At 56.6% G+C, this 23,337-nt stretch carries 19 protein-coding genes and 1 riboswitch; of the genes, 10 read left to right on the forward strand and 9 right to left on the reverse strand.

All coding sequences use genetic code 11. The features are described from left to right. Positions 1–1,017 (reverse strand): Mal regulon transcriptional regulator MalI, encoded by a 1,017-nt coding sequence (gene malI / locus CWM61_RS24950; protein ID WP_100632129.1) that lies wholly within the window; start codon positions 1,015–1,017, stop codon positions 1–3. Positions 1,018–1,108: 91 nt separating this feature from the next. Beyond that, positions 1,109–2,608 (reverse strand): PTS transporter subunit EIIC, encoded by a 1,500-nt coding sequence (locus CWM61_RS24955; RefSeq protein WP_032736927.1) that lies wholly within the window; start codon positions 2,606–2,608, stop codon positions 1,109–1,111. Between the two features lie 356 nt (positions 2,609–2,964). Between CWM61_RS24955 and metF the strand changes: the two genes are divergently transcribed. Continuing rightward, on the forward strand, positions 2,965–3,852 hold the full coding sequence (gene metF / locus CWM61_RS24960) for a methylenetetrahydrofolate reductase (RefSeq protein ID WP_002882952.1): 888 nt from the start codon (positions 2,965–2,967) through the stop codon (positions 3,850–3,852). Between the two features lie 90 nt (positions 3,853–3,942). Here metF and gldA read toward each other — a convergent pair whose 3' ends face one another. The 3 genes from gldA to CWM61_RS24975 form a co-directional block, all read right to left on the reverse strand. Beyond that, positions 3,943–5,046: a bifunctional L-1,2-propanediol dehydrogenase/glycerol dehydrogenase gene (gene gldA, locus CWM61_RS24965; RefSeq protein WP_100632130.1), complete on the reverse strand. Its 1,104-nt coding sequence runs from the start codon at positions 5,044–5,046 to the stop codon at positions 3,943–3,945. 54 nt (positions 5,047–5,100) lie between these two features. Then, a complete protein-coding gene (gene fsa, locus CWM61_RS24970; RefSeq protein ID WP_074387442.1) occupies positions 5,101–5,763 on the reverse strand; it encodes a fructose-6-phosphate aldolase in 663 nt (220 codons plus the stop codon). A 205-nt stretch (positions 5,764–5,968) separates the two neighbouring features. Then, the gene (locus CWM61_RS24975) at positions 5,969–6,955 is read right to left on the reverse strand and encodes a helix-turn-helix domain-containing protein (protein ID WP_165785313.1); all 987 of its coding nucleotides are present in this window, start codon (positions 6,953–6,955) and stop codon (positions 5,969–5,971) included. 24 nt (positions 6,956–6,979) lie between these two features. Here CWM61_RS24975 and zinT point away from each other — a divergent pair, with 24 nt between their 5' ends. Further along, on the forward strand, positions 6,980–7,630 hold the full coding sequence (gene zinT / locus CWM61_RS24980; protein WP_100632131.1) for a metal-binding protein ZinT: 651 nt from the start codon (positions 6,980–6,982) through the stop codon (positions 7,628–7,630). A gap of 48 nt (positions 7,631–7,678) precedes the next feature. Here the strand turns inward: zinT and ppc are convergent, their stop codons facing one another. Together ppc and argE are read right to left on the reverse strand one after the other, a co-directional pair. Next, positions 7,679–10,330, reverse strand: a complete 2,652-nt coding sequence (gene ppc, locus CWM61_RS24985) for a phosphoenolpyruvate carboxylase (protein WP_074387440.1) — start codon at positions 10,328–10,330, stop codon at positions 7,679–7,681. 258 nt (positions 10,331–10,588) lie between these two features. Further along, complete coding sequence (argE, locus tag CWM61_RS24990; protein WP_100632132.1) at positions 10,589–11,740, reverse strand: acetylornithine deacetylase; 1,152 nt, start codon at positions 11,738–11,740, stop codon at positions 10,589–10,591. A 113-nt stretch (positions 11,741–11,853) separates the two neighbouring features. On the opposite strand from argE, the gene argC reads away from it, so the two are divergent. From argC to oxyR, 4 genes are all read left to right on the forward strand, one after another. Further along, the gene (argC, locus tag CWM61_RS24995) at positions 11,854–12,858 is read left to right on the forward strand and encodes an N-acetyl-gamma-glutamyl-phosphate reductase (protein ID WP_022064625.1); all 1,005 of its coding nucleotides are present in this window, start codon (positions 11,854–11,856) and stop codon (positions 12,856–12,858) included. 6 nt (positions 12,859–12,864) lie between these two features. Beyond that, positions 12,865–13,641, forward strand: a complete 777-nt coding sequence (gene argB, locus CWM61_RS25000) for an acetylglutamate kinase (RefSeq protein WP_100632133.1) — start codon at positions 12,865–12,867, stop codon at positions 13,639–13,641. Between the two features lie 98 nt (positions 13,642–13,739). Further along, entirely contained in the window at positions 13,740–15,113 is a 1,374-nt protein-coding gene (gene argH / locus CWM61_RS25010; RefSeq protein ID WP_023340882.1) for an argininosuccinate lyase, read from the forward strand. A gap of 259 nt (positions 15,114–15,372) precedes the next feature. Then, positions 15,373–16,290 carry a DNA-binding transcriptional regulator OxyR gene (gene oxyR, locus CWM61_RS25020; RefSeq protein WP_008807853.1) on the forward strand — a complete coding sequence of 306 codons (918 nt, stop codon included), beginning with the start codon at positions 15,373–15,375 and terminating at the stop codon, positions 16,288–16,290. Here the strand turns inward: oxyR and sthA are convergent. Next, positions 16,273–17,673, reverse strand: coding sequence for a Si-specific NAD(P)(+) transhydrogenase (gene sthA / locus CWM61_RS25025; protein WP_032731557.1), 1,401 nt, complete (start codon positions 17,671–17,673; stop codon positions 16,273–16,275). The genes oxyR and sthA overlap by 18 nt on opposite strands. A gap of 196 nt (positions 17,674–17,869) precedes the next feature. Between sthA and fabR the strand changes: the two genes are divergently transcribed. Then, positions 17,870–18,505, forward strand: a complete 636-nt coding sequence (gene fabR / locus CWM61_RS25030; protein WP_004151856.1) for an HTH-type transcriptional repressor FabR — start codon at positions 17,870–17,872, stop codon at positions 18,503–18,505. A gap of 15 nt (positions 18,506–18,520) precedes the next feature. Then, positions 18,521–18,880, forward strand: a complete 360-nt coding sequence (locus tag CWM61_RS25035; protein WP_061156223.1) for a YijD family membrane protein — start codon at positions 18,521–18,523, stop codon at positions 18,878–18,880. A gap of 50 nt (positions 18,881–18,930) precedes the next feature. Here CWM61_RS25035 and trmA read toward each other — a convergent pair whose 3' ends face one another. Next, positions 18,931–20,031 (reverse strand): tRNA (uridine(54)-C5)-methyltransferase TrmA, encoded by a 1,101-nt coding sequence (gene trmA, locus CWM61_RS25040; protein ID WP_074387439.1) that lies wholly within the window; start codon positions 20,029–20,031, stop codon positions 18,931–18,933. Positions 20,032–20,145: 114 nt separating this feature from the next. Then, positions 20,146–20,333, forward strand: a riboswitch (cobalamin riboswitch). Positions 20,334–20,397: 64 nt separating this feature from the next. On the opposite strand from trmA, the gene btuB reads away from it, so the two are divergent. Both btuB and murI read left to right on the forward strand, forming a co-directional pair. After that, positions 20,398–22,236 (forward strand): TonB-dependent vitamin B12 receptor BtuB, encoded by a 1,839-nt coding sequence (btuB, locus tag CWM61_RS25045; protein ID WP_012969208.1) that lies wholly within the window; start codon positions 20,398–20,400, stop codon positions 22,234–22,236. Further along, positions 22,181–23,032: a glutamate racemase gene (gene murI / locus CWM61_RS25050; protein ID WP_023291541.1), complete on the forward strand. Its 852-nt coding sequence runs from the start codon at positions 22,181–22,183 to the stop codon at positions 23,030–23,032. Before btuB ends, murI begins: the two co-directional genes overlap by 56 nt. Positions 23,033–23,337 lie beyond the last annotated feature (305 nt).

Below are 23,337 nucleotides of genomic sequence, written 5' to 3' on the forward strand. Positions count from 1 at the left end.
TCAGGCTGACTCTCGAGCCACCAGCTGTCCGGAAAGGGTAATGCGCTGGGTCGGCAGGGCAGGCTCTTTGATTTTGCGGATAATGAGCGAGGCAACCTGACGTCCTGTCTCTTCGCTGGCGGAAGAGACGTAAGTGAAGGATGGCGAGGTTAAATTCACGTGCATCATGTCTTCGAAACCCACCAGCGCCACCTGCTGAGTGAGAAAGACATCTTTTCCCACCGTGCGTCCAACCTGATGAATACCGCTGAGGCAGCCAATCATTGCATCCGGCGAGTGGCACAGCAGGGCGGTAATGGCATTATTTTTTTCCAGCAATTGGCGGGTGGCGATACTGGCGGCCTGGGTGTTGTCGCTGCAGGCGGGGGCAAATTCTTCCCGCACCGTCATGCCGTTTTTCTCCAGTGTGCTGAATAAGCCAAGCAGCCGCTGCTGACGGATCAGGTCGTTATCCTGTCCGCCGATGTAGGCGATGTAGCGATGGCCGCGCTCAATCAGATAACGGGTGGCGATGCTGGCGGCCTGGCGGTTATCGCGGACCACCTGATCATGGTGGCCGGTGAGCAGCGTTTGCGAGACCGCGACCAGCGGCAGCGGACATGCCTGTAAGGCCTCGGGCAACGCATTGCTGGTGGTGTTGGCATCAAGATATATCACGCCGGCGACGCCCTGCTGTTTAAACGACAGCAGGCAGCGGGCCAGATAGTCATGATCGTCGCGCGGCTGGCCGAGAATGACCATATAGCCCTGCTTTTCGAGCTCCTGGACGATATTCGCCATCACCTTGATGGAAAAACTGTCGTTGAAGTCGCGCAGGATCAGGCCGATCAGGTTGGTGGTGTTGGCGCGGAGATTAGCGGCGGCAACGTTATGCACATAGCCAAGTTCCTGGATGGCCGCGTTGACTTTTTCGATGGTCGCGTCGGAGATCTTCCCTTTCTGACGTAATACCAGCGAGACTGTTGAAACGGAGACGCCGGCCAGTTTCGCCACATCTATAATGCTGACTTTCTTCAAAATCGCTCCATGATAACGCGTGTATAACCGTCAGATCGCAGACATAGGCTTACCCACGGCAAGCCTATTTCCACACCATAACACCTTCTTGTTATTTGCCAATCATCCCCGACATGGTTTGTGCGATAAATTGCGCTCTGGCGCCAAAAATAATCTGGATGCCGTTATCGCCGACGAAGACCACCCCGCGCGCGCCGATGCCGTTGAGGCCATCTTTATCAACCGCATCGCGCTCAGCCACTTCCAGGCGCAGGCGGGTGATGCAGGCTCCGACGGAATCGATATTTTGTGAACCGCCGAGAAGATTGACGATCTCGGTCGCCAGCTCCGCATCGGTTTTATCATCGGCAGTGACCGTGATATCGGTGCGGCCCGGCGTTTTCACATCGAAACGGCGGATAACGAAGCGGAAGGTGAAATAATAAATCAGCCCCATCGGTACGCCAACAATCACCGCGTTGAGGAAGTGGGTTTGATAGCCGTTGAGCGACGGCAGAATACCGAAGGAGATATAGTCGATAAGCCCTGCGGAGAAAGATTTAGCGATATGCGCATGCAGGAGATACATCGTCATGTACGAGAGCCCCGCCATGATGGCGTTGAAGACGTACAGGATCGGCGCCACGAAGATAAAGGTAAATTCTACGGGCTCGGTAATGCCGGTCAGGAAACAGGTCAGCGCGGCGGAGAACAGGATACCGGCCGCGATTTTTTTATTCTTAGTATGCGCTTCGTGATACATCGCCAGACAGGCGGCCGGCAGCGCGAACAGCATCAGCGGGAATTCCCCCTGCATAAATTTACCGGCGTTTTGGTAGCTGTCGGAGCTAAAGGATTTCACCCCTTCTTCCAGCATCTTAAACCAGATGGTCTGGTCGCCGTGGATCACCTGGCCTGCCTGGGTGGTGTAATCGCCGAAAGAGTACCAGAAGGACGGATACCAGATGTGGTGCAGCCCCAGCGGGATCAGCGCCCGTTCAACGAGGCCGAAAATAAAGGTCGATGCGGCCTGGTTGTCGCCATTCACCACCATCGACAGTGAGTCGATACCGGCCTGGATATGTTGCCAGACATAAGGCAACAGCAGGCCAAGAATAAACGAGAGAAACGCCGTGGCGATGGCCACGAAGCGCTTACCGGAGAAGAAACCGAGGAATTCAGGCAACTGCATCGCATGGAAGCGGTTATAGCACCACGACGCGAGAATACCGCAGATAAGCCCGCCGAAAACCCCCATCTGCAGCGTCGGGATGCCGACGACCATGGCGTATTTTCCGCCCTGAGAGGCCATCTCCGGCGTAATGCCGAGCACAGTGCTGATGGTGATGTTGGTGATAAAGACGGAAACGGCTGCCGACAGCGCAGCGATGCCCGATTCTGATGCCAGCCCCACGGCTGAACCAATCGCGAACAGCATTGGCAGATTATCAAAAATGATGCCGCCGGCGTTCATCATCAGCGGCATATGGAATTTATCCCCGAAGGCCAACAGTAAGCCGGCGGCCGGGAGAAGCGAAATCGGCAGCATCAAGGCGCGGCCGATCATCGACAGTTTTGATAATGATTTTATGAACCCTGACCACAGACTCATGGTGATATCCCCGAATAGATTTTATAAGCATTATTGCGTAAGTAGAACGTTCTAGTAGAACGTTCTACTTAATGTGAACCAAGCTATAAACGGCTGCAATCACAATCGCTCTGGCAATCATGGGGAGATGTTGGTTTTTTGAACTGCTTCAAATTTCATCGGGTCGAATTCTTCCTGCACGGCATCAGTTCTGGTCGGAAGATGAATTTTTTTCATTTTAGAGGCCTATTCCTCACTCTTTACGCAGATTTTTCTATTGACGCCCGCGCGCTTTTCCGTCATTTTTACATCTGGACGTCTAAACGTATAGAAGTTCGCAATATAACAGCCATTACATGCGATTGATGAGGTAAGGTATGAGCTTTTTTCACGCCAATCAGCGGGAAGCCCTGAATCAGAGCCTGGCGGAAGTCCAGGGCCAGATTAATGTGTCTTTTGAATTCTTTCCGCCGCGCACCAGTGAAATGGAGCAAACCCTGTGGAAATCCATCGATCGCCTGAGCAGTCTGAAACCGAAATTTGTTTCGGTAACCTATGGCGCGAACTCTGGCGAGCGCGATCGCACGCACAGCATCATCAAAGGCATTAAAGAGCGAACCGGTCTGGAAGCAGCGCCGCACCTGACCTGTATCGATGCCTCTCGTGATGAGCTGCGTACTATCGCTCAGGATTACTGGAACAACGGTATTCGCCATATCGTCGCCCTGCGCGGCGACCTGCCGCCGGGCAGCGGTAAACCGGATATGTATGCCGCCGATCTGGTGACGCTGCTGAAAGAGGTGGGCGATTTCGATATCTCTGTCGCCGCGTATCCGGAAGTGCATCCGGAAGCGAAAAGCGCACAGGCGGATTTGCTGAACCTGAAGCGTAAAGTCGAGGCGGGCGCCAACCGCGCGATCACCCAGTTCTTCTTCGATGTGGAAAGCTACCTGCGTTTTCGCGATCGCTGCGTTTCGGCGGGCATCGACGTGGAAATCATTCCGGGTATCCTGCCGGTCTCCAACTTTAAACAGGCGAAAAAGTTTGCGGATATGACCAACGTCCGTATCCCGGTGTGGATGTCGAAAATGTTCGAAGGGCTGGATAACGACGCCGAAACCCGTCAGCTGGTGGGGGCGAATATCGCCATGGACATGGTGAAGATTTTAAGCCGGGAAGGGGTAAAAGATTTCCATTTCTACACCCTGAACCGCGCCGAGATGAGCTACGCCATCTGCCATACGCTGGGCGTGCGCCCGGCCTGAGTGCTTGCCGTTTCGCGCAGCCTGTGGGCGACGCGTCCGGCAGATAAACATAAAAAAACACCCGGCTGATGCCGGGTGTTTTGCTCTGGTTTATTCCCATTCCTGCAGGAAGCGCTGACCGTATTGGTCGGCCACCAACAGCGCGGCGTAGACCTGGTCGGAATCGACGCCGCCCGGCATATTGTGAATGGTTTCGCCTTCAGCGCAGGCGGCTTCCGCCACCAGGCGCATTTTGGTCGGGATGTCACCTTTGATATCCAGCTGCGCCAGGGTGATCGGCAGCCCAACGCTGTGGCACAGCGCGGCGACGGTCTCTATTTCGTCCACCAGCGCATTTTCCAGCACCAGCTGCGTCAGGGTACCGAACGCCACTTTTTCCCCGTGATAATAGTGGTGGGCGTCAGGGATGGCCGTCATGCCGTTATGAATCGCGTGCGCCGCCGCCAGACCGCCGCTTTCGAAACCCACGCCGCTCAGGTAGGTATTGGCTTCCACCACTCGCTCCAGCGCCGGGGTGACCACGTGCTGTTCGGCGGCCAGCATCGCTTTTTCACCCTCTTCGAGTAAGGTGTTGTAGCACAGCTCGGCCAGCGCCAGCGCCGCCTGAGTGCATTTCCCGCCCGCCATGGTGGTGGCGCCGCTACGGGAGCAGGCGCGGGCTTCGAACCAGGTGGCCAGCGCATCGCCAATCCCGGCGGCCAGCAGGCGGGCCGGTGCGCCGGCAACAATCTGCGTATCGACAATGACCATGTTGGGGTTGTGCGGCAGCATCAGGTAGCTGTCGAATTCCCCTTCGTCGGTATAAATCACCGAGAGCGCGCTGCACGGCGCATCGGTAGAGGCGATGGTGGGGGCGATCGCCACCGGCACATTCATAAAGTGAGCCAATGCTTTTGCGGTATCCAGCGTTTTACCACCGCCGATCCCCAGCACGGCGGTGCATTTCGCGCTGCCGGCGATATCGCGCAGGCGATTGATTTCATTATGCGAACACTCACCGCTAAACGGCGCGATTTCGGCCGCCAGGCCAGCATCGGCCAGGCTTTTACGCAGCATCTCTTCCGCAAACCCCAGTACGAACTTATCGCCGACTACCAGCCAGCGTTCGGCCAGCGGCTTCAGATAGTCGCCGAGGCGCTTGATAGCGCCTGCGCCCTGAATGTATTTGCCTGGTGATTGAATAATGCGATCCATTTCGATTCCTCCTCGATGACCGTGCTGCCGCCCGCAGGCGGCTCGCGGGTCCGGTTACAGGTTTAGCGTGCCAAAGGCGTTATTCCAGTCCTGTTCAAACTTCTCTATGGCTGACTCTACCGCAGGGGTGCCGAGCATTTGTTGCGCTACATCTAATGGAAGAGTGATGGCTTCGCAGCCGGCCAGCAGGCAATCCAGCGCCTGACGGGGCGTTTTGAAGCTCGCCGCCAGCACTTTGCTCTCGGGCGCATGCATTTCCAGCAGAGATTGCAGCTCCTGTACCATGCGGATGCCGTCCCCGCCCTGGGCGTCAACGCGGTTAACGTAAGGCGCGACGTACTTTGCGCCGGCCAGTGCGGCCAGCAGGCCTTGCGAAGCGCTGTAGACGGCGGTGCCAAGGGTCGGGATGCCTTCCTTCTTCAGCATTTTGATAGCGGCGAGGCCTTCGGGGGTCACCGGGATTTTAACCACAATGCCCGGCACGGCGTTGCTCAGGCGTTTAGCTTCTTCCACCATGCCCTGCGCATCGCGGCTCATAGTCTGCGCGAAGAGGGTGCCCTCCGGACCGATGGCTTTCTGCAGGCGTGGGAGCACGTCCCATACCGGGGTTTTACCGGCGGCGATAATGCTCGGGTTGGTGGTTACCCCGGCCAGCGGGTAGATGCGGGCCAGGCGTTCCACTTCGGCGACGTTGGCGGTATCCAGATAGAGTTCCATCGTGTTTTCCTCAATGCTTAATTCGATATTGTCGTTGAGGTAAGCATACGGCTTTCGTTCGAAGGACCGCCAGATGACAAATTTGCCAAAAACTGGATAAATGTACGCATCACGATTAAGGATGATTTAGATCACATTTATCGGCAATGGTGGGGTTATGCAGCAATAAAAGCGCGCACAAAAGTCAGGTTTAACACACAAAAATCTAGTTTTTGGCCGGAGAAGATATTTCCGTTAACTGGCTATGATACTGACGGCGGTATTCAGACGGCGAGCGCTCGGTGGTTTTGCGAAACAGGCGGCAGAAATAATTGCTGTCGGCGAAGCCGCAGGCGTGGGCGATATCTTTCACTTTCATATCGTGGCCCTTCAGCAGCATACGGGCCTGTTCAAGACGAATATGGTTCAGATATTCATTGAAGCCCATTGGCCCGCATTTCTGGAACAGGTGAGAAAGATAGTTGGGGGAGAGATAGAACGCCTGGGCCACCGATTCCCGGCTCAGCGGCTCTGCATAATGGGCGTCCATGTACTGGCGGATCGCCTCAAACAGCGCCTGGCTGCGCGAGGAGGTTTGCGCCTGGCTGCCGAGAAGGTCATGGCAGTGGCTGAGCAGGCTGACGACAATGCTGCGGGCGGTTTGCTGCTCCTGCGGCTGCATCCGGAGCTCATTGAGCGCCTGCAGCAGAAATGAACCGACGCGCGGCCCGCGGCGCAGCGCCTGCCGCTTTTCGACAACGGTTATCGCCTTGCCATTCCAGTGCTGCAGCGAGCACTCCAGCCGCTGCTTATCGAACAGGATACTTAACAGCAGGCAGGGCGCCTGCCACTGCGGGCAGTTCCAGCTATCGCCAGGGATATAAAGCACGTCGTTCGCCTCAAGAGGGCTGGCGTTTTCGCCGAGTACCCGGTCGGGCAACTGCCCATCGATGATGATGTTCAGACGGGGAAAATCAACCTGCACTACCGGCTCAGCAGGCGAGCGCATCTCGCCAGCAAAATAGACCCGGCCGATACCATTCTGCTTTTTTAGGAATGAATCAATAAGTTGATTGATATCGTTGTCCATCGTTCTTCCGTTCAGCGCATCACCTCTTTCATCATACCGGACATTTTTCCAGCGGTAAAAGCGCTTGCCAGTCACGCTTGCTTCCCAGATAGGGTATGTTATATCGTAACAATTTGTCGCCATTGATATCAAACTCAGGAGAGAGTAATGACCAGAAAGATCCCCCTGCTGGCCTTTGGATTCGGCATGGTGCTAGTCAGCGCCCAGGTGTTTGCCCACGGCAATCATAACCATGGCCCGGCGTTAACCGACGTCGAGCGTCAGGCCAGCGAAGGCATTTTTGCCGATACAGATGTGCAGGATCGCGCGCTGAGCGATTGGGAGGGCGTCTGGCAGTCGGTAAACCCGTATCTGCTCAACGGCGACCTTGACCCGGTGCTGGAGCAGAAGGCGAAAAAGCCCGGCGGCAAGAGCGTCGAGGAGTATCGCGCCTATTATAAGAAGGGCTACGCCACCGATGTGGAGCAGATTGGCATTGAAAATGATGTGATTGAGTTCCACGTTGGCGATGTTGTCAACAGCTGCAAATACCGCTATTCAGGCTACAAAATTCTGCATTACGCCTCCGGCAAGAAGGGCGTACGTTACCTGTTTGAGTGCCAGCAGGGCGATGCCAACGCGCCGAAATTTGTGCAGTTCAGCGACCATATCATTGGCCCGCGTAAATCGCAGCATTTCCATATTTTCATGGGCAATGAATCACAGGAGGCGTTGCTGAAAGAGATGGATAACTGGCCGACCTATTATCCATATGCGCTGCATAAAGAACAGATCGTTGATGAGATGCTGCACCACTAGAACAGGTGAAAATCCCCCGACCGGGCGGCCGGGGGAGAGAGACTTCGATTAGCCGGTGTTACGCATACCGGCGGCAACGCCGGCGATGGTGACCATCAGCGCTTGTTCAACGCGCGGGTCCGGGTCCTTGCCTGCTTCTTCGGCCTGGCGTGAACGGTGCAGCAGTTCCGCCTGCAGGACGTTCAGCGGGTCGGTATAGATATTACGCAGCTGGATAGACTCGGCGATCCACGGCAGGTCGGCCATCAGATGGGAGTCGTTGGCGATGGCCAACACGACGTTGATGTCGGCAGCCAGCAGCTTACGCAGCTCGGTACCCAGCGCCCACAGCTCCGGCTTCACCAGGCGCTGATCGTAGTACTCTGCCAGCCACAGGTCAGCCTTCGAGTAAACCATCTCCAGCATGCCGAGGCGGGTAGAGAAGAACGGCCAGTCGCGACACATTGCTTCCAGTTCACTCTGTTTTCCACCTTCGACCACCTTCTGCAGCGCGGCGCCAGCACCCAGCCAGGCTGGTAGCATCAGACGGTTCTGCGTCCAGGCGAAGATCCACGGAATAGCGCGCAGTGACTCGACGCCGCCGGTTGGGCGACGTTTTGCCGGGCGCGAACCCAGCGGCAGTTTGCCCAGCTCCTGCTCCGGGGTCGCGGAGCGGAAATAAGGGACGAAATCTTTGTTTTCACGCACGTAGCCGCGGTACATCTTGCAGGAGACGTCGGAAAGCTCAGCCATGATCTCGCGCCATTCGGCTTTCGGTTCCGGCGGCGGCAGCAGGTTGGCTTCCAGAATGGCGCTGGTATACAGCGACAGACTGCTGATGGTCACTTCCGGCAGGCCGTACTTAAAGCGGATCATCTCGCCCTGCTCGGTCACGCGCAGACCGCCTTTCAGGCTTCCCGGCGGCTGTGAGAGGAGCGCAGCGTGGGCTGGCGCACCGCCGCGGCCGATGGAACCGCCGCGTCCGTGGAACAGCGTCAGTTCGATACCGGCTTTCTCACAGGTTTTGATCAGCGCGTCCTGCGCCTGGTACTGCGCCCAGGAGGCGGCCATCACGCCAGCATCTTTGGCGGAGTCAGAATAGCCAATCATGACCATCTGCTTGCCCTGGATAAAGCCGCGGTACCAGTCGATATTCAGCAGCTGAGTCATGACATCGTTGGCGTTGTTCAGGTCGTCCAGCGTTTCGAACAGCGGGGCCACCGGCAGAGCAAAACCAATCCCGGCCTCTTTCAGCAGCAGATGAACCGCCAGCACGTCGGACGGCGTTTTCGCCATCGAGATCACGTAGGCGGCGATCGATCCGCGCGGCGCCTCGGCGATCACTTTGCAGGTGTCGAGGACTTCACGGGTCTCTTCGCTTGGCTCCCACTGGCGTGGCAGCAGCGGACGTTTGGAATTCAGTTCGCGGATCAGGAAAGCCTGTTTGTCAGCTTCTGACCAGCTTTCGTAATCGCCGATCCCGAGGTAACGGGTCATTTCCCCCAGCGCTTCGGTATGGCGAGTGCTTTCCTGACGGATATCAATACGCACCAGCGGTACGCCGAAAGACTTCACGCGGCGCAGGGTATCGAGCAGCTCGCCGTTGGCGATAATGCCCATGCCGCAGGCCTGCAGCGACTTATAGCAGGCGTACAGCGGCTCCCACAGCTGCTCGTTCTGAGTGATCAGTCCCGCCGGTTTCGGCAGCTTCTGACCTTTCAGGCGCGCTTCCAGCCAGGTCTGGGTCTCCATCAGCTGAGTGCGCAGTTTCTTCATCAGATAACGGTACGGTTCCTGAGCGCCCTCGGCGCCAGCCAGGGCGCGCAGCTCGTCGGTACACTCCACCATCGACAGCTCGGAGATCAGCACCTGCACGTCTTTGAGGAACAGGTCGGTCGCTTTCCAGCGGCTGAGCAGCAGCACGTGGCGGGTGATGTCGGCGGTCACGTTTGGGTTGCCGTCGCGGTCGCCGCCCATCCACGAGGTGAAGCGCACCGGGACGAAGTCCACCGGCAACTGATAGCCAAGGTTGGCTTCCAGCTGTTCGTTCAGCTCGCGCAGATAGTTAGGCACCCCTTCCCACAGGCTGTTTTCCACCACCGCGAAGCCCCATTTGGCTTCGTCGACCGGAGACGGGCGGTATTTACGGATCTCGTCAGTATGCCAGGACTGGGCGATCAGCTGGCGCAGACGGCGCATCAGCTGATGGTGTTCGTAGTCGGCGATGTCTTTATTGTCCAGTTGCTTGAGGCAGCTGTTCACTTCCACCATTTTATGGATCAGCGTCCGGCGGGTGATCTCGGTCGGGTGGGCGGTTAATACCAGCTCCAGAGACAGAGATTCCACCGCTTTTTTGATGGTGTCTTCGTTGAGATTGGGTTGGTCTTTGAGCTTTCTCAGGGTACGCGCAATGACTTCCGGATTGCTGGCCGCTTCGCCATTCGGCGAAATGCTGTGGTACTGCTCAGCGGTGTTCGCCAAATTCAGAAACTGGCTGAAGGCACGGGCAACCGGCAGCAGTTCGTCGTTAGACAAATTCTGCAGCGTGGTCAGCAGCTCCTGGCGGTTGGCTTCGTTGCCGGCACGTGAAGACTTGGACAACTTACGGATAGTTTCGACACGATCAAGAATATTTTCTCCCAATGCATCCTTGATGGTATCGCCCAGCACCTTGCCGAGCATACTGACATTACTACGCAATGCGGAATATTGTTCGTTCATGTTACCCCAGACACCCCATCTCATTTTATTTTGTTATATCCGCTGCGCTGGAACGTGAGCAACGGATAAGCAACCCGTCTTTTATAAAGCCACGTAAATACCCCCACGTCAATTACTGCGAAATCGCTTCAGCAAACGAGTAAATCGCCGTAATTTGCGAAATTTAATTCAGGGGTCGCTGGATAAGCATCGCTTATGGAAATGTGACGATCGTCACCGTTCCGCCCCGGGAGAACGGGGCGGAAAAAGAGGGCGATTTTAGTGCCAGCAGAAGTGATGAACCACCTGGCTAATCAGCTCCCGGGTCGGCTTGATAAAGCGCGTCTCCAGATACTCGTCAGGCTGATGGGCCTGATTGATGGAACCCGGGCCGAGAACCAGCGTCGGACACAGCGTCTGGATAAACGGCGCTTCGGTGCAGTAGTTCACCACGTCGGTCTGCGCGCCGAGCAGTTTCTCAACCACCTGTACCAGCTTATGGTCCGGCGGGCATTCGTAGCCGGGGATCGGCGGGTGCAGCTCTGAGACCGTCAGGCGGCCCGGCCAGCGCTCACTGACGGGCGCCAGCGCTTCGTCCAACAGACCATTAAGATCGTTGAGGGTCATCCCCGGCAGCGGGCGGATATCCATATGCAGTTCACAGCAGGCGCAGATACGGTTTGAGGCATCGCCGCCATGGATAGCGCCCAGGTTGAGGGTTGGGTAAGGGACCGTGAACGCCTCGAAGTGGTAGCGCTCTTTTAGCAGATCACGCAGCTGCATAATGCGGCCGATGGCGTCGTGCATCAGCTCAATCGCGTTGACTCCGCGCGCCGGATCGCTGGAGTGGCCGGACTGGCCCTGAATACGGATCGCGTTGGACATATGTCCTTTGTGGGCGCGGATCGGCTGCAGGGAGGTGGGCTCGCCGATGATGGCGCAGTCCGGGCGCAGCTGGGTGGTTTCGGCAAAATAGCGCGCGCCGGCCATGCTGGTCTCTTCGTCGGCGGTGGCCAGAATATATAGCGGTTTTTTCAGCGTGGTGACGTCGACATCGCGCAGGGCGTCGAGAATAAAGGCGAAGAAGCCTTTCATGTCAGCCGTGCCCAGGCCGTAGAGCTTGTTATCGTGTTCGGTGAGGGTGAACGGATCCCGCGTCCAGCGGCCATCATCGAATGGCACGGTATCGGTATGCCCGGCGAGCAGCAGGCCGCCGGCGCCGTGTCCGGTGCTGGCCAGCAGGTTGAATTTATGGCGCGTATCCGGCACCGGCTGTACCTCAACATTGAAGCCGAGATCGCGGAACCAGCCTGCCAGCAAATTGATTAAAGACTCATTGCTTTGATCGAGAGCCTCTTCGGTCGCGCTGATGGACGGTGTGGCGATCAACGCGCGGTAAATCTCGATAAAGGGCGGTAAATTGTTTTTCATTGTTGACACACCTTGGGTCGTGATAGTATCAATATTCATGCATTTATTGTGAATAAAAATACAATATCGTTGAGCGTAAGAAAACCCATCGAATGTAAGGAGATGCGCTTCCAATGTTAAATACGCTGATTGTGGGTGCCAGTGGTTATGCCGGCGCAGAGCTGGTGACCTATATCAATCGTCATCCGCATATGAACATAACCGCTTTGACGGTCTCCGCGCAAAGCAATGATGCTGGAAAATTAATTTCCGACCTGCATCCGCAGCTCAAAGGCATTGTCGATATGCCGCTGCAGCCGATGTCCGATATCAGCGAATTCAGCGCTGGCGTGGACGTGGTGTTTCTCGCCACCGCGCACGAAGTGAGTCACGACCTGGCGCCGCAGTTCCTTGCCGCTGGCTGCGTGGTGTTCGATCTTTCCGGTGCCTTCCGCGTTAACGATGGGGCGTTCTACGAAAAATATTACGGTTTCACTCATCAACATCCCGACCTGCTCAAACAGGCGGTGTATGGTCTGGCGGAGTGGAGCGCGGATGCGCTTAAAGAAGCGCAGTTAATCGCGGTGCCTGGCTGCTATCCGACGGCGGCGCAGCTGTCGCTGAAGCCGCTGATTGAGGCCAATCTGCTGGATCTGAACCAGTGGCCGGTGATCAACGCCACCAGCGGGGTGAGCGGCGCGGGTCGTAAAGCCGCGATCGGCAATAGTTTCTGTGAAGTGAGCCTGCAGCCATACGGCATATTTAACCATCGCCATCAGCCGGAGATTGCCAGCCACCTCGGGGCAAAGGTGATTTTTACCCCGCACCTGGGTAATTTTAAGCGCGGTATCCTTGAAACCATTACCTGCCGCCTGAAGCCGGGCGTCGGCCACGCGCAGATCGCAGCGGTTTACCAGCAGGCTTACGCCGATAAACCGCTGGTACGTTTATATGATAAAGGCGTACCCGCATTGAAAAGCGTCGAGGGTCTGCCATTCTGTGATATCGGTTTTGCCGTGCAGGACGACCATCTCATCGTCGTCGCAGCAGAAGATAACCTGCTGAAAGGCGCCGCAGCGCAGGCAGTGCAGTGCGCGAATATTCGTTTCGGCTTCGCTGAGACGCAGTCTCTTATTTAAGGTGTGATGATGAACCCATTAATTATCAAACTCGGCGGCGTATTACTCGATAGCGAAGAAGCGCTGGAGCGCCTGTTTACCGCGCTGGTTAATTACCGTGAAGCGCACCAGCGTCCGCTGATTATTGTCCACGGCGGCGGCTGTGTGGTGGATGAGCTGATGAAACAGCTCAATCTGCCGGTGCAGAAGAAAAATGGCCTGCGGGTTACGCCAGCCGATCAGATTGACATTATTACCGGCGCGCTGGCGGGAACGGCCAACAAAACGCTGCTGGCATGGGCGAAAAAACATGGTATTTCCTCGGTAGGCCTGTTCCTCGGCGATGGCGATAGCGTGAAGGTCACGCAGCTGGATGCCGAGCTGGGCCATGTCGGGCTGGCGCAGCCGGGCTCCCCGGCGCTGATCAACACCCTGTTGGCGGGCGGTTACCTGCCGGTGGTGAGCTCTATCGGGGTGACCGATGAAGGCCAGCTGATGAACGTCAATGCTGACCAGGCGGCGACAGCGCTGGCGGCCACCCTGGGGGCGGATCTGATCCTGCTGTCTGATGTCAGCGGTATCCTCGACGGTAAAGGACAGCGTATTGCCGAGATGACCGCCGAGAAAGCGGAGCAGCTGATCGAGCAGGGCATTATCACTGACGGCATGATTGTTAAAGTGAATGCGGCCCTTGACGCCGCACGTGCCCTGGGCCGTCCGGTGGATATCGCCTCCTGGCGTCACGCCGAGCAGCTGCCAGCGTTATTTAACGGCACGCCGATCGGCACACGTATTCTGGCTTAAGATTTCATGCCCGGCGGCGCGTCGTCTGCCGGGCTTACAGACTGTAGGCCGGGCGGCACAATGCCGCCGGCAGAACTAACGAATAAAGGAAGCATGTTATGGCACTTTGGGGCGGGCGTTTTACACAGGCAGCAGATCAACGGTTCAAACAGTTCAACGACTCGTTGCGCTTCGACTATCGTCTGGCGGAGCAGGATATCGTTGGCTCTGTCGCCTGGTCGAAAGCGCTGGTAACGGTCGGCGTTCTGAGTGCCGCGGAACAGCAGCAGCTGGAAGAAGCGCTGAACGTGCTACTGGAAGAGGTGCGCGCCAATCCGCAGCAAATCCTCGCCAGCGATGCCGAAGATATTCACAGCTGGGTGGAAGGCAAGCTGATCGATAAAGTGGGCCAGCTGGGCAAGAAACTGCACACCGGGCGCAGCCGTAACGACCAGGTCGCCACCGATCTTAAACTGTGGTGCAAAGATACCGTTGTCGAACTGCTGTCGGCGAATCGCCAGCTGCAGAGCGCGCTGGTGGAGACCGCCCAGCATAACCAGGACGCGGTGATGCCGGGGTACACTCACCTGCAGCGCGCGCAGCCAGTGACGTTCGCACACTGGTGTCTGGCCTACGTTGAAATGCTGGCGCGTGACGAAAGCCGCCTGCAGGACGCGCTGAAGCGCCTTGACGTCAGCCCGTTGGGCTGCGGCGCGCTGGCGGGGACGGCGTATGAAATCGACCGCGAGCAGCTGGCCGGCTGGCTGGGCTTTGCCTCTGCCACCCGCAACAGCCTCGACAGCGTTTCCGATCGCGACCATGTTCTGGAGCTGCTTTCTGATGCGTCTATTGGCATGGTGCATCTGTCGCGCTTTGCTGAAGATCTGATTTTCTTTAACTCCGGCGAGGCGAACTTCGTCGAGCTTTCTGATCGCGTGACCTCCGGCTCCTCCCTGATGCCGCAGAAGAAAAACCCGGACGCGCTGGAATTGATTCGTGGTAAATGCGGCCGCGTGCAGGGTGCGTTGACCGGCATGATGATGACGCTGAAAGGGCTGCCACTGGCCTACAACAAAGACATGCAGGAAGATAAAGAGGGGCTTTTCGACGCCCTGGATACCTGGCTCGACTGCCTGCATATGGCGACCCTGGTGCTGGATGGCATCCAGGTGAAACGTCCGCGCTGTGCGGAAGCGGCGCAGCAGGGCTATGCCAACGCGACAGAGCTGGCAGATTATCTGGTGGCGAAAGGCGTTCCGTTCCGTGAAGCGCACCATATTGTTGGTGAGGCGGTAGTCGAAGCCATTGCGCAAGGGAAACCGCTGGAAGCGCTGCCCCTGGCCGATCTGCAGAAATTCAGTCCGGTCATCGCAGACGATGTTTATCCGATTCTGTCTCTGCAGTCCTGCCTCGATAAACGCGCAGCGAAAGGCGGCGTCTCGCCGCAGCAGGTGGCGCAGGCTATCAGCGACGCGAAAGCGCGCCTGAGCTAATTCTCTGGCATCCGCCTTTCTGAACCCGGCCGAGCCTGACGACGCCGGGTTTTTTATGCAAAAAAAAAGCGGACACAAGGTCCGCAAAAGTTCACGTTGGCTTTAGTTGTTCGGGTAGAGAAACAGTGTGACGGGCCAATGATTTTCACAGGTTTACCGTCTCTATGGGCGTATTATTGAACAGAAAGCTTGATAGGGATAATCGTTCGTTGCTATGCTATCTATCGCCATGGACTATCGTGGCGATGGAGGATGAATAATGAATATTCGCGATCTTGAATACCTGGTAGCGCTCGCCGAACACCGCCACTTCCGGCGGGCGGCTGACTCATGCCACGTGAGCCAACCGACGCTCAGCGGACAGATCCGCAAGCTCGAGGATGAACTTGGCGTCATGCTGCTGGAGCGCACCAGCCGTAAGGTTCTGTTTACCCAGGCGGGGCTGTTGCTGGTGGATCAGGCGCGTACCGTGTTACGCGAAGTAAAAGTGCTCAAGGAGATGGCAAGCCAACAAGGGGAAACCATGTCCGGGCCGTTGCACATCGGCTTGATCCCGACAATTGGCCCGTACCTGCTGCCGCAAATCATTCCGATGCTGCACCAAACCTTTCCGAAACTGGAAATGTACCTGCACGAAGCGCAGACCCATCAGCTACTGGCTCAGCTCGACAGCGGTAAGCTCGACTGCGCCATTCTGGCGCTGGTCAAAGAGAGCGAGGCCTTTATCGAGGTGCCGCTGTTTGATGAGCCGATGATGCTGGCTATCTATGAGGATCACCCGTGGGCGAACCGCGACCGCGTGCCGATGTCGGATCTGGCTGGTGAAAAGCTGCTGATGCTGGAGGATGGCCACTGCTTGCGCGATCAGGCGATGGGCTTTTGCTTTGAAGCGGGAGCGGATGAAGATACCCACTTCCGGGCGACCAGTCTGGAAACGCTACGCAATATGGTGGCGGCAGGCAGCGGCATTACCTTGCTGCCTGCGCTGGCGGTACCGCAGGAAAGAAAACGCGATGGCGTGGTCTATCTGCCGTGCATTAAGCCAGAGCCAAGACGAACCATCGGCCTGGTTTACCGTCCCGGCTCCCCGCTGCGCAGCCGCTATGAACATCTGGCGGAGGCCATCCGCGGTACGATGGATGGCCATTTCGACAAGGCGTTAAAACAGGCGGTTTAAGCCGTTCAGCGCGGCGACCCGATACGCTTCCGCCATGGTCGGGTAGTTAAAGGTGGTGTTGACGAAGTACTCAATGGTGTTACCACCACCTTTCTGCTCCATGATCGCCTGGCCGATATGAATGATTTCGGCTGCGCGTTCGCCAAAGCAGTGAATGCCGAGGATCTCCTTGGTCTCTCGATGGAACAGGATCTTCAGGGTTCCCACGCTCATGCCAACGATTTGCGCCCGCGCCAGGTGTTTAAACTGGGCGCGACCCACCTCATACGGCACTTTCATTGCCGTCAGCTGCTGCTCGGTTTTCCCGACGGAGCTGATTTCCGGAATGGTGTAGATCCCGGTTGGGATATCTTCAATCAGATGCGCTGAGGCTTCGCCTTTCACCAGCGCCTGGGCGGCAATGCGCCCTTGATCGTAGGCGGCAGAAGCCAGGCTTGGATAGCCGATGACATCGCCAACCGCATAGACGTGCGGGAGGGCGGTCTGGTACATGCTGTTGACCTTCAGCTGGCCGCGGCTGTCAGTCTGCAGACCGATGTTTTCCAGCGCCAGGGTGTCGGTATTGCCGGTGCGCCCGTTGGCGTACAGCAGGCAATCGGCCTTCAGCTTTTTGCCGGACTTCAGGTGCATGATCACACCGTCATCCACCCCCTCAATTTTCTCATACTCCTCGTTGTGGCGAATGACCACGCCGCTGTTCCAGAAGTGATAAGAGAGCGAGTCTGACATCTCCTGATCGAGGAAGGCCAGCAGACGATCGCGGGTGTTGATCAGATCGACCTTCACCTCCATGCCGCGGAAGATCGAGGCATATTCGCAACCGATCACCCCGGCGCCGTAAATGATCACGTGGCGCGGCTCATGCTGCAGGCTGAGAATCGAATCGCTGTCATAGATGCGCGGGTGGTGGAAATCGACATCGGCCGGATGATAGGGACGTGACCCGCAGGCGATAACGAATTTCTCCGCGGTCACCGTCTCGACCGTGCCGTCATGGCATTCCAGCGCCAGAGTATGTTCATCAACGAAGTGCGCGTTGCCCTGCAGAATTTCACAGTGGTTGCGCTCATAGAATCCCTGGCGCATATGAGTCTGCTGGTTGATGACGCTGTCGGCATGGTTGAGGATGTCGGCGAAAGAAGAGCGAAGAAGGCGGGAGTGGTCGCTGTAGAGGGGGTTTTGGTTAAACTCGATAATACGGCTGACGGCATGGCGGAGGGCTTTCGACGGGATGGTGCCCCAGTGGGTGCAACCGCCGCCGACATTATGGTAGCGCTCAATGACGGCAACGCGTACTCCCTGTTTCACCAGCCCCATGGCGGCGCCTTCGCCGCCAGGACCGGAACCAATCACTATTGCATCATAATCCCAAGAGTGTGACATGGCATTACTCACCTGTTTTATACATAAAATAAACACGATGATAACATTCGCTGCGCTTTAACCCAATTATCGTTGTGCTTTTTTGCGGCATAAAAGCAGAAACGGCTCGTAAACAATCATTCACAATCCAGTGCAAACCGATTAGTTTTAATCTCTGGTATAGTGCCAGCAGGGCTATTGGAAGGATTCATACATCGTGATGGGCGTAAGAGCACAACAAAAAGAAAAAACCCGCCGTTCGCTGGTGGAAGCAGCATTCAGCCAACTTAGCGCTGAGCGGAGTTTCGCCAGCCTGAGCTTGCGCGAAGTGGCGCGGGAAGCTGGGATCGCGCCGACGTCCTTTTATCGTCATTTTCGCGATGTCGATGAGTTAGGCCTGACGATGGTAGATGAGAGCGGACTAATGCTGCGCCAGCTGATGCGCCAGGCGCGCCAGAGAATTGCTAAAGGCGGCAGCGTGATCCGTACCTCGGTCTCCACCTTTATGGAGTTTATCGGTAACAACCCGAACGCCTTCCGCTTGCTGTTGCGAGAGCGCTCGGGAACCTCTGCGGCGTTTCGCGCCGCCGTCGCGCGCGAGATCCAGCACTTTATCGCGGAACTCGCCGACTATTTAGAACTCGAAAACCATATGCCGCGCGCCTTCACCGAAGCGCAGGCTGAAGCTATGGTCACCATCGTCTTTAGTGCTGGCGCGGAAGCGCTGGATGTCGGCCCTGAACAGCGCCGACAGCTGGAAGAACGGTTGGTGCTGCAGCTCAGAATGATCTCGAAAGGCGCGTATTACTGGTATCGCCGTGAACAAGAAAAAATGTCACATCATTCCGAATAACGTGAAGGACGAGCAATGAAACACTCAGTTCAAGATAAAGGTACGCTGCTGCTGGCGCTGATTGCCGGGTTATCCATTAATGGCGCCTTTGCGGCGCTGTTCAGTTCGATAGTTCCGTTTTCCGTCTTCCCGGTTTTATCCCTGCTGCTGACGGTCTACTGTCTGCATCAGCGCTATCAGAATCGCAGTATGCCCGTTGGGCTTCCAGGCCTGGCCGCCGCCTTTTTTATTCTCGGGGTGCTGTTGTACAGCACCGTCGTGCGTGCGGAGTATCCGGATATCGGCTCTAACTTCTTCCCGGCCGTCCTGTCAGTCGCGATGGTCTTCTGGATCGGTTACAAGATGCGTAACCGCAAAGATACGGCAGCCGAGTAAGCCGCCAACGGTAAAATACCGGCAATATGACGTTGCCGGTTTTTTTTGGCCTATTTCAGGGTCAGCAGGACGCCGCACTCCATGTGATGGGTGTACGGGAACTGATCGAACAGCGCCAGTCGGGTGACGTTGTGCGTCTGGCTTAACGTCTCCAGATTGCGGCACAGCGTTTCCGGGTTGCACGAAATGTACAGAATGCGCGGATAGGCCTGCACCATTTTTTCCGTTTCGCTGTCCAGTCCACTGCGCGGCGGATCGACGAAAATGGTCTCGCACTGATAGCTCTGCAGATCGATACCCTGCAGACGGTTGAACTCCCGCACGCCATTCATCGCCTGAGTAAACTCTTCCGCCGCCATGCGGATAATCTGCACGTTGTCGATATGGTTAGCGGCGATGTTGTACTGCGCCGCAGCCACCGACGGTTTGGCGATTTCGGTGGCCAGCACGCGATCAAAATTACGTGCCAGCGCCAGCGAGAAGTTACCGTTGCCGCAGTACAATTCCAGCAGGTCACCGGTCGCCTCTTTGGTGACATCCAGCGCCCACTCCAGCATCTGAATGTTCATGGCCGCGTTCGGCTGGGTAAAACTGTTTTCCACCTGACGGTAGATCATTTCTCGACCGCCAACCGGCAGGCGTTCATCTATATAGTCCTGATCGAGCTCGATTTTGGTTTTGGTCGCCCGTCCAATTAGATGCACATTGAGTCCCTGGGCTCGCAGGGCGTCACGCAGCGCCTCCGCTTGCTCACGCCAGGCATCATCCAGCTTTTTATGATACAGCAGCGAGACGACCGCCTGGTTGCTGAGGGTGGTCAGATAGTCAATCTGGAACAATTTATGGCGCAGCACGGGATTGTTGCGTACGCCCTCCAGCATGGCGGTCATCAGCTGATTGATAAGCGCGCTGGCTGCCGGAAAGCTGTCAACGCGAATCCGCGACCGGGTCTGCTGATCGAAAATAATATGGTACAGATCGTCGCCATCGTGCCACAGACGGAACTCGGCACGCATCCGGTAGTGGCTGACCGGCGAACGAAACACTTCCGGAACCGGCGCGGCAAAAGGCGCCATCATGGTTTGCAAACGGACGACTTTTTCTGCCAGCTGCGCTTCGTATTGTTCGGTAGGAAGGTGTTCGGGGGTCATGATGCATCCTGAATAAAATAAGTACGCGGGGATTGTAGGGAAAGCGCCGGGGATGTCCAGCCTCGAATGTGGCGGGAAATATAATTAGCAGTCTGGACATCTATATGATTCTAATTGTAGCATTCGCCTACCGGTCCTGTGAGTTAAAAGGGAACCCAGTGGAAATCTGGGGCTGACGCGCAGCGGTAAGGAAGGTGAGAAATGAGTGCACTCGGTGCAGACACTGCGGTTAGCCGTGGGAAGTCATTATTTCTTGAAACAGCCTCCAAGCCCGAAGACCTGCCGGAATACGTCGCACTGGGTTTTATCGTCGCGAGCAACTGATAAAACCTGCGGCATCCTTTTTCTGTTTCGGATGCTTTTACAATGATTAAAAAAGCTTCGCTGATGACGGCCTTATCCGTCACGGCATTTTCCGGCTGGGCGCAGGATAGCAATTCAGATACGTTGGTGGTGACAGCAAACCGTTTTCAACAGCCGGTCAATACCGTGCTGGCGCCGACTGATATAGTGACGCGCGATGACATCGACCGCTGGCAATCCAAAGATTTAAACGATGTCATGCGTCGTCTTCCCGGGGTCGATATTGCCCGCAACGGCGGCATGGGGCAGAGCGCTTCGCTGTATGTTCGGGGGACGGAGGCTCGCCACGTGCTGGTGCTGATCGACGGTGTGCCGATGGCGCGTCCGGGGATCTCCAATGGCGTGGATATCAGTCAGATCCCTATCTCACTGGTCCAGCGGGTGGAATACATCCGTGGGCCGCGCTCCGCAGTCTACGGCTCCGGAGCGATCGGTGGGGTGGTGAACATTATCACCATGACCGACGCTGAGCGTTCGCAAATTAACGCCGGCGCAGGGACGAACGGCTATCAGTCCTACGATGGCGCCTTTAACAAGCGGTTTGGCGATACGCTGGTTACCGCTGCCGGCGCCTATCAGACCACCAAAGGGTTTAACGTTCAGCCAAACTCCTCTTATAGTGGCGACAGCGATCGCGACGGCTACCGCAATAAAATGCTGTGGGGCGGGGTACAACATCAGTTCGATGACAACTTCTCAGGTTTTTTCCGCGGCTATGGTTATTCCGCCAACGCTGATTATGACCAGGGCAACTGGGGCTATGCAGGCGGAAACGATGAAGACCAGTCTTATACCCAGTCCTGGGATACCGGTCTGCACTACCACTCCGGGATTTACTCCTCTCAGCTGATTGCTAACTATCAGCGTATCAAAGATTACAACTACAGCAGCGACGCTGGCCGCTATGCCGCGGGCACTACCCTGGATGATATGGAACAGCGCTATATCCAGTGGGGAAATAATGTTGTGGTGGGTCATGGTGCGGTGAGCGGCGGCGTTGACTGGAAACAAGAGAAGCTGAAATCCAGCGGAACGACCAGTACCGACGTATATAAGCGTGATACCACCGGTCTCTATCTGACGGGCCAGCAGCAGATTGATAGCGTGACGCTGGAAGCTTCCGGCCGTGAGGATCATGACGAGCAGTTTGGCTGGCACGGAACCTGGCAGACGGCGGCAGGCTGGGAGTTTATCGACGGTTATCGGACAACGCTTTCGTACGGCACAGGATTCCTCGCCCCCTCCCTCGGGCAGCAGTACGGTGCAGAACGCTTTGGCATCGCCTCTAACCCGAACCTGAAACCCGAGGAGTCGAAGCAATGGGAAGCGGGCCTCGAAGGGTTAACGGGGCCGCTCGACTGGCGCCTCTCCGCGTATCGCTATGAGATTCAGAACCTCATCGATTACGACAACAACGCCTATTACAACGTCAAGTCTGCGACGATCAAGGGGCTGGAGTGGACGGGGAATGTCACCACCGGGCCGGTGGAGCATCATCTGACGCTGCAGTATGTTGACCCTCGCGATGACGAAACCAACAAGATCCTCTATCGCCGGGCGAAGCAGCAGGTGAAATACGAGCTGAACGGTCAGGTCTACGATCTGGGGTGGGATGTGACGTATCACTACATCGGCAAGCGTTACGATTATGACTACGACAACTCGCGTACCGTCAATATGGGTGGGTTGAGTCTCTGGGATGTCGGTTTATCGTATCCCGTCACCTCACACCTGACAGTTCGTGGTAAAATAGCCAACCTGTTCGATAAAGATTACGAGACAGTTTATGGCTACCAATCTGCAGGACGGGAATACACCTTGTCTGGCAGCTACACCTTCTGATCCACGTCCCACCGTGCTGGTGTTTGATTCCGGCGTCGGTGGGTTGTCGGTTTATAATGAGATTCGGCAGCTGCTGCCGAATCTGCATTACATCTATGCTTTTGATAACGTCGCTTTCCCGTACGGTGAGAAGAGCGAGGAGTTTATCGTTGAGCGCGTTGTGGAAATCGTGACTGCCGTTCAGCAACGCTATCCACTGGCGCTGGCGGTGATCGCCTGCAACACCGCCAGTACCGTCTCGCTACCCGCCCTGCGTGAAAAGTTCGCCTTCCCCGTCGTTGGCGTGGTGCCGGCGATTAAGCCCGCCGCCCGCTTAACGGCGAACGGCATTGTTGGCCTGCTGGCGACCCGCGGTACCGTTAAGCGTCCTTACACCCGTGAGCTGATCGACCGCTTTGCCAATGAATGTCGGATTGAAATGCTGGGGTCGGCGGAGCTGGTGGAACTGGCGGAAGCGAAACTGCACGGCGAGCCTGTGCCGTTAGAAGAGCTGCGCCGTATCCTGCGCCCGTGGCTGCGGATGCAGGAGCCGCCGGATACGGTGGTGCTGGGCTGTACCCACTTTCCTCTTTTACAGGAGGAGCTGCAGCGCGTTCTGCCGGAGGGCACGCGACTGATCGATTCTGGCGCGGCGATTGCCCGCCGCACCGCCTGGCTGTTGGAGCATGAAGCACCGGATGCGAAGTCCAGTGACGAGAATAAGGCATTCTGCATGGCGCTGACGGCAGAAACAGAACAACTTTTACCCGTTCTGCATCGCTATGGCTTCTCGACGCTGGAAAAATTACCGCTTTAAGGGTGTTTTGCACAAAAAAGAGACGGTTGAATAATTTTTTGAAAACAGGGCTTGTCAACGTCTCAGAACTCCCTATAATGCGCCTCCACTGACACGGAACAACGGCAAGCAAGCCGCCGGGTCAGCAGGGTTTCGGCGATGAAGTTCAATGCTGAAAACCGACAGAGAAAAGCAAAATAAGCGCTTGACTCTGCATGAGGAAAACGTATTATACGGGACCTCGCAACGGTGAGCTGAAAGCCGCGTTGCAACTGCTCTTTAACAATTTATCAGACAATCTGTGTGGGCACTCAAAGTGACATGGA

Source organism: Klebsiella sp. K-Nf6 (assembly GCF_002806655.1).
Taxonomy (GTDB): domain Bacteria; phylum Pseudomonadota; class Gammaproteobacteria; order Enterobacterales; family Enterobacteriaceae; genus Klebsiella; species Klebsiella variicola.

Bases quoted from the DNA above. Each gene is read 5' to 3' on its own strand.
- CWM61_RS24955 (WP_032736927.1), bottom strand. From the start codon at position 2,608: ATGAGTCTGTGGTCAGGGTTCATAAAATCATTATCAAAACTGTCGATG.
- metF (WP_002882952.1), top strand. From the start codon at position 2,965: ATGAGCTTTTTTCACGCCAATCAGCGGGAAGCCCTGAATCAGAGCCTG.
- gldA (WP_100632130.1), bottom strand. From the start codon at position 5,046: ATGGATCGCATTATTCAATCACCAGGCAAATACATTCAGGGCGCAGGC.
- fsa (WP_074387442.1), bottom strand. From the start codon at position 5,763: ATGGAACTCTATCTGGATACCGCCAACGTCGCCGAAGTGGAACGCCTG.
- CWM61_RS24975 (WP_165785313.1), bottom strand. From the start codon at position 6,955: ATGGCGACAAATTGTTACGATATAACATACCCTATCTGGGAAGCAAGC.
- zinT (WP_100632131.1), top strand. From the start codon at position 6,980: ATGACCAGAAAGATCCCCCTGCTGGCCTTTGGATTCGGCATGGTGCTA.
- ppc (WP_074387440.1), bottom strand. From the start codon at position 10,330: ATGAACGAACAATATTCCGCATTGCGTAGTAATGTCAGTATGCTCGGC.
- argE (WP_100632132.1), bottom strand. From the start codon at position 11,740: ATGAAAAACAATTTACCGCCCTTTATCGAGATTTACCGCGCGTTGATC.
- argC (WP_022064625.1), top strand. From the start codon at position 11,854: ATGTTAAATACGCTGATTGTGGGTGCCAGTGGTTATGCCGGCGCAGAG.
- argB (WP_100632133.1), top strand. From the start codon at position 12,865: ATGATGAACCCATTAATTATCAAACTCGGCGGCGTATTACTCGATAGC.
- argH (WP_023340882.1), top strand. From the start codon at position 13,740: ATGGCACTTTGGGGCGGGCGTTTTACACAGGCAGCAGATCAACGGTTC.
- oxyR (WP_008807853.1), top strand. From the start codon at position 15,373: ATGAATATTCGCGATCTTGAATACCTGGTAGCGCTCGCCGAACACCGC.
- sthA (WP_032731557.1), bottom strand. From the start codon at position 17,673: ATGTCACACTCTTGGGATTATGATGCAATAGTGATTGGTTCCGGTCCT.
- CWM61_RS25035 (WP_061156223.1), top strand. From the start codon at position 18,521: ATGAAACACTCAGTTCAAGATAAAGGTACGCTGCTGCTGGCGCTGATT.
- trmA (WP_074387439.1), bottom strand. From the start codon at position 20,031: ATGACCCCCGAACACCTTCCTACCGAACAATACGAAGCGCAGCTGGCA.
- btuB (WP_012969208.1), top strand. From the start codon at position 20,398: ATGATTAAAAAAGCTTCGCTGATGACGGCCTTATCCGTCACGGCATTT.
- murI (WP_023291541.1), top strand. From the start codon at position 22,181: ATGGCTACCAATCTGCAGGACGGGAATACACCTTGTCTGGCAGCTACA.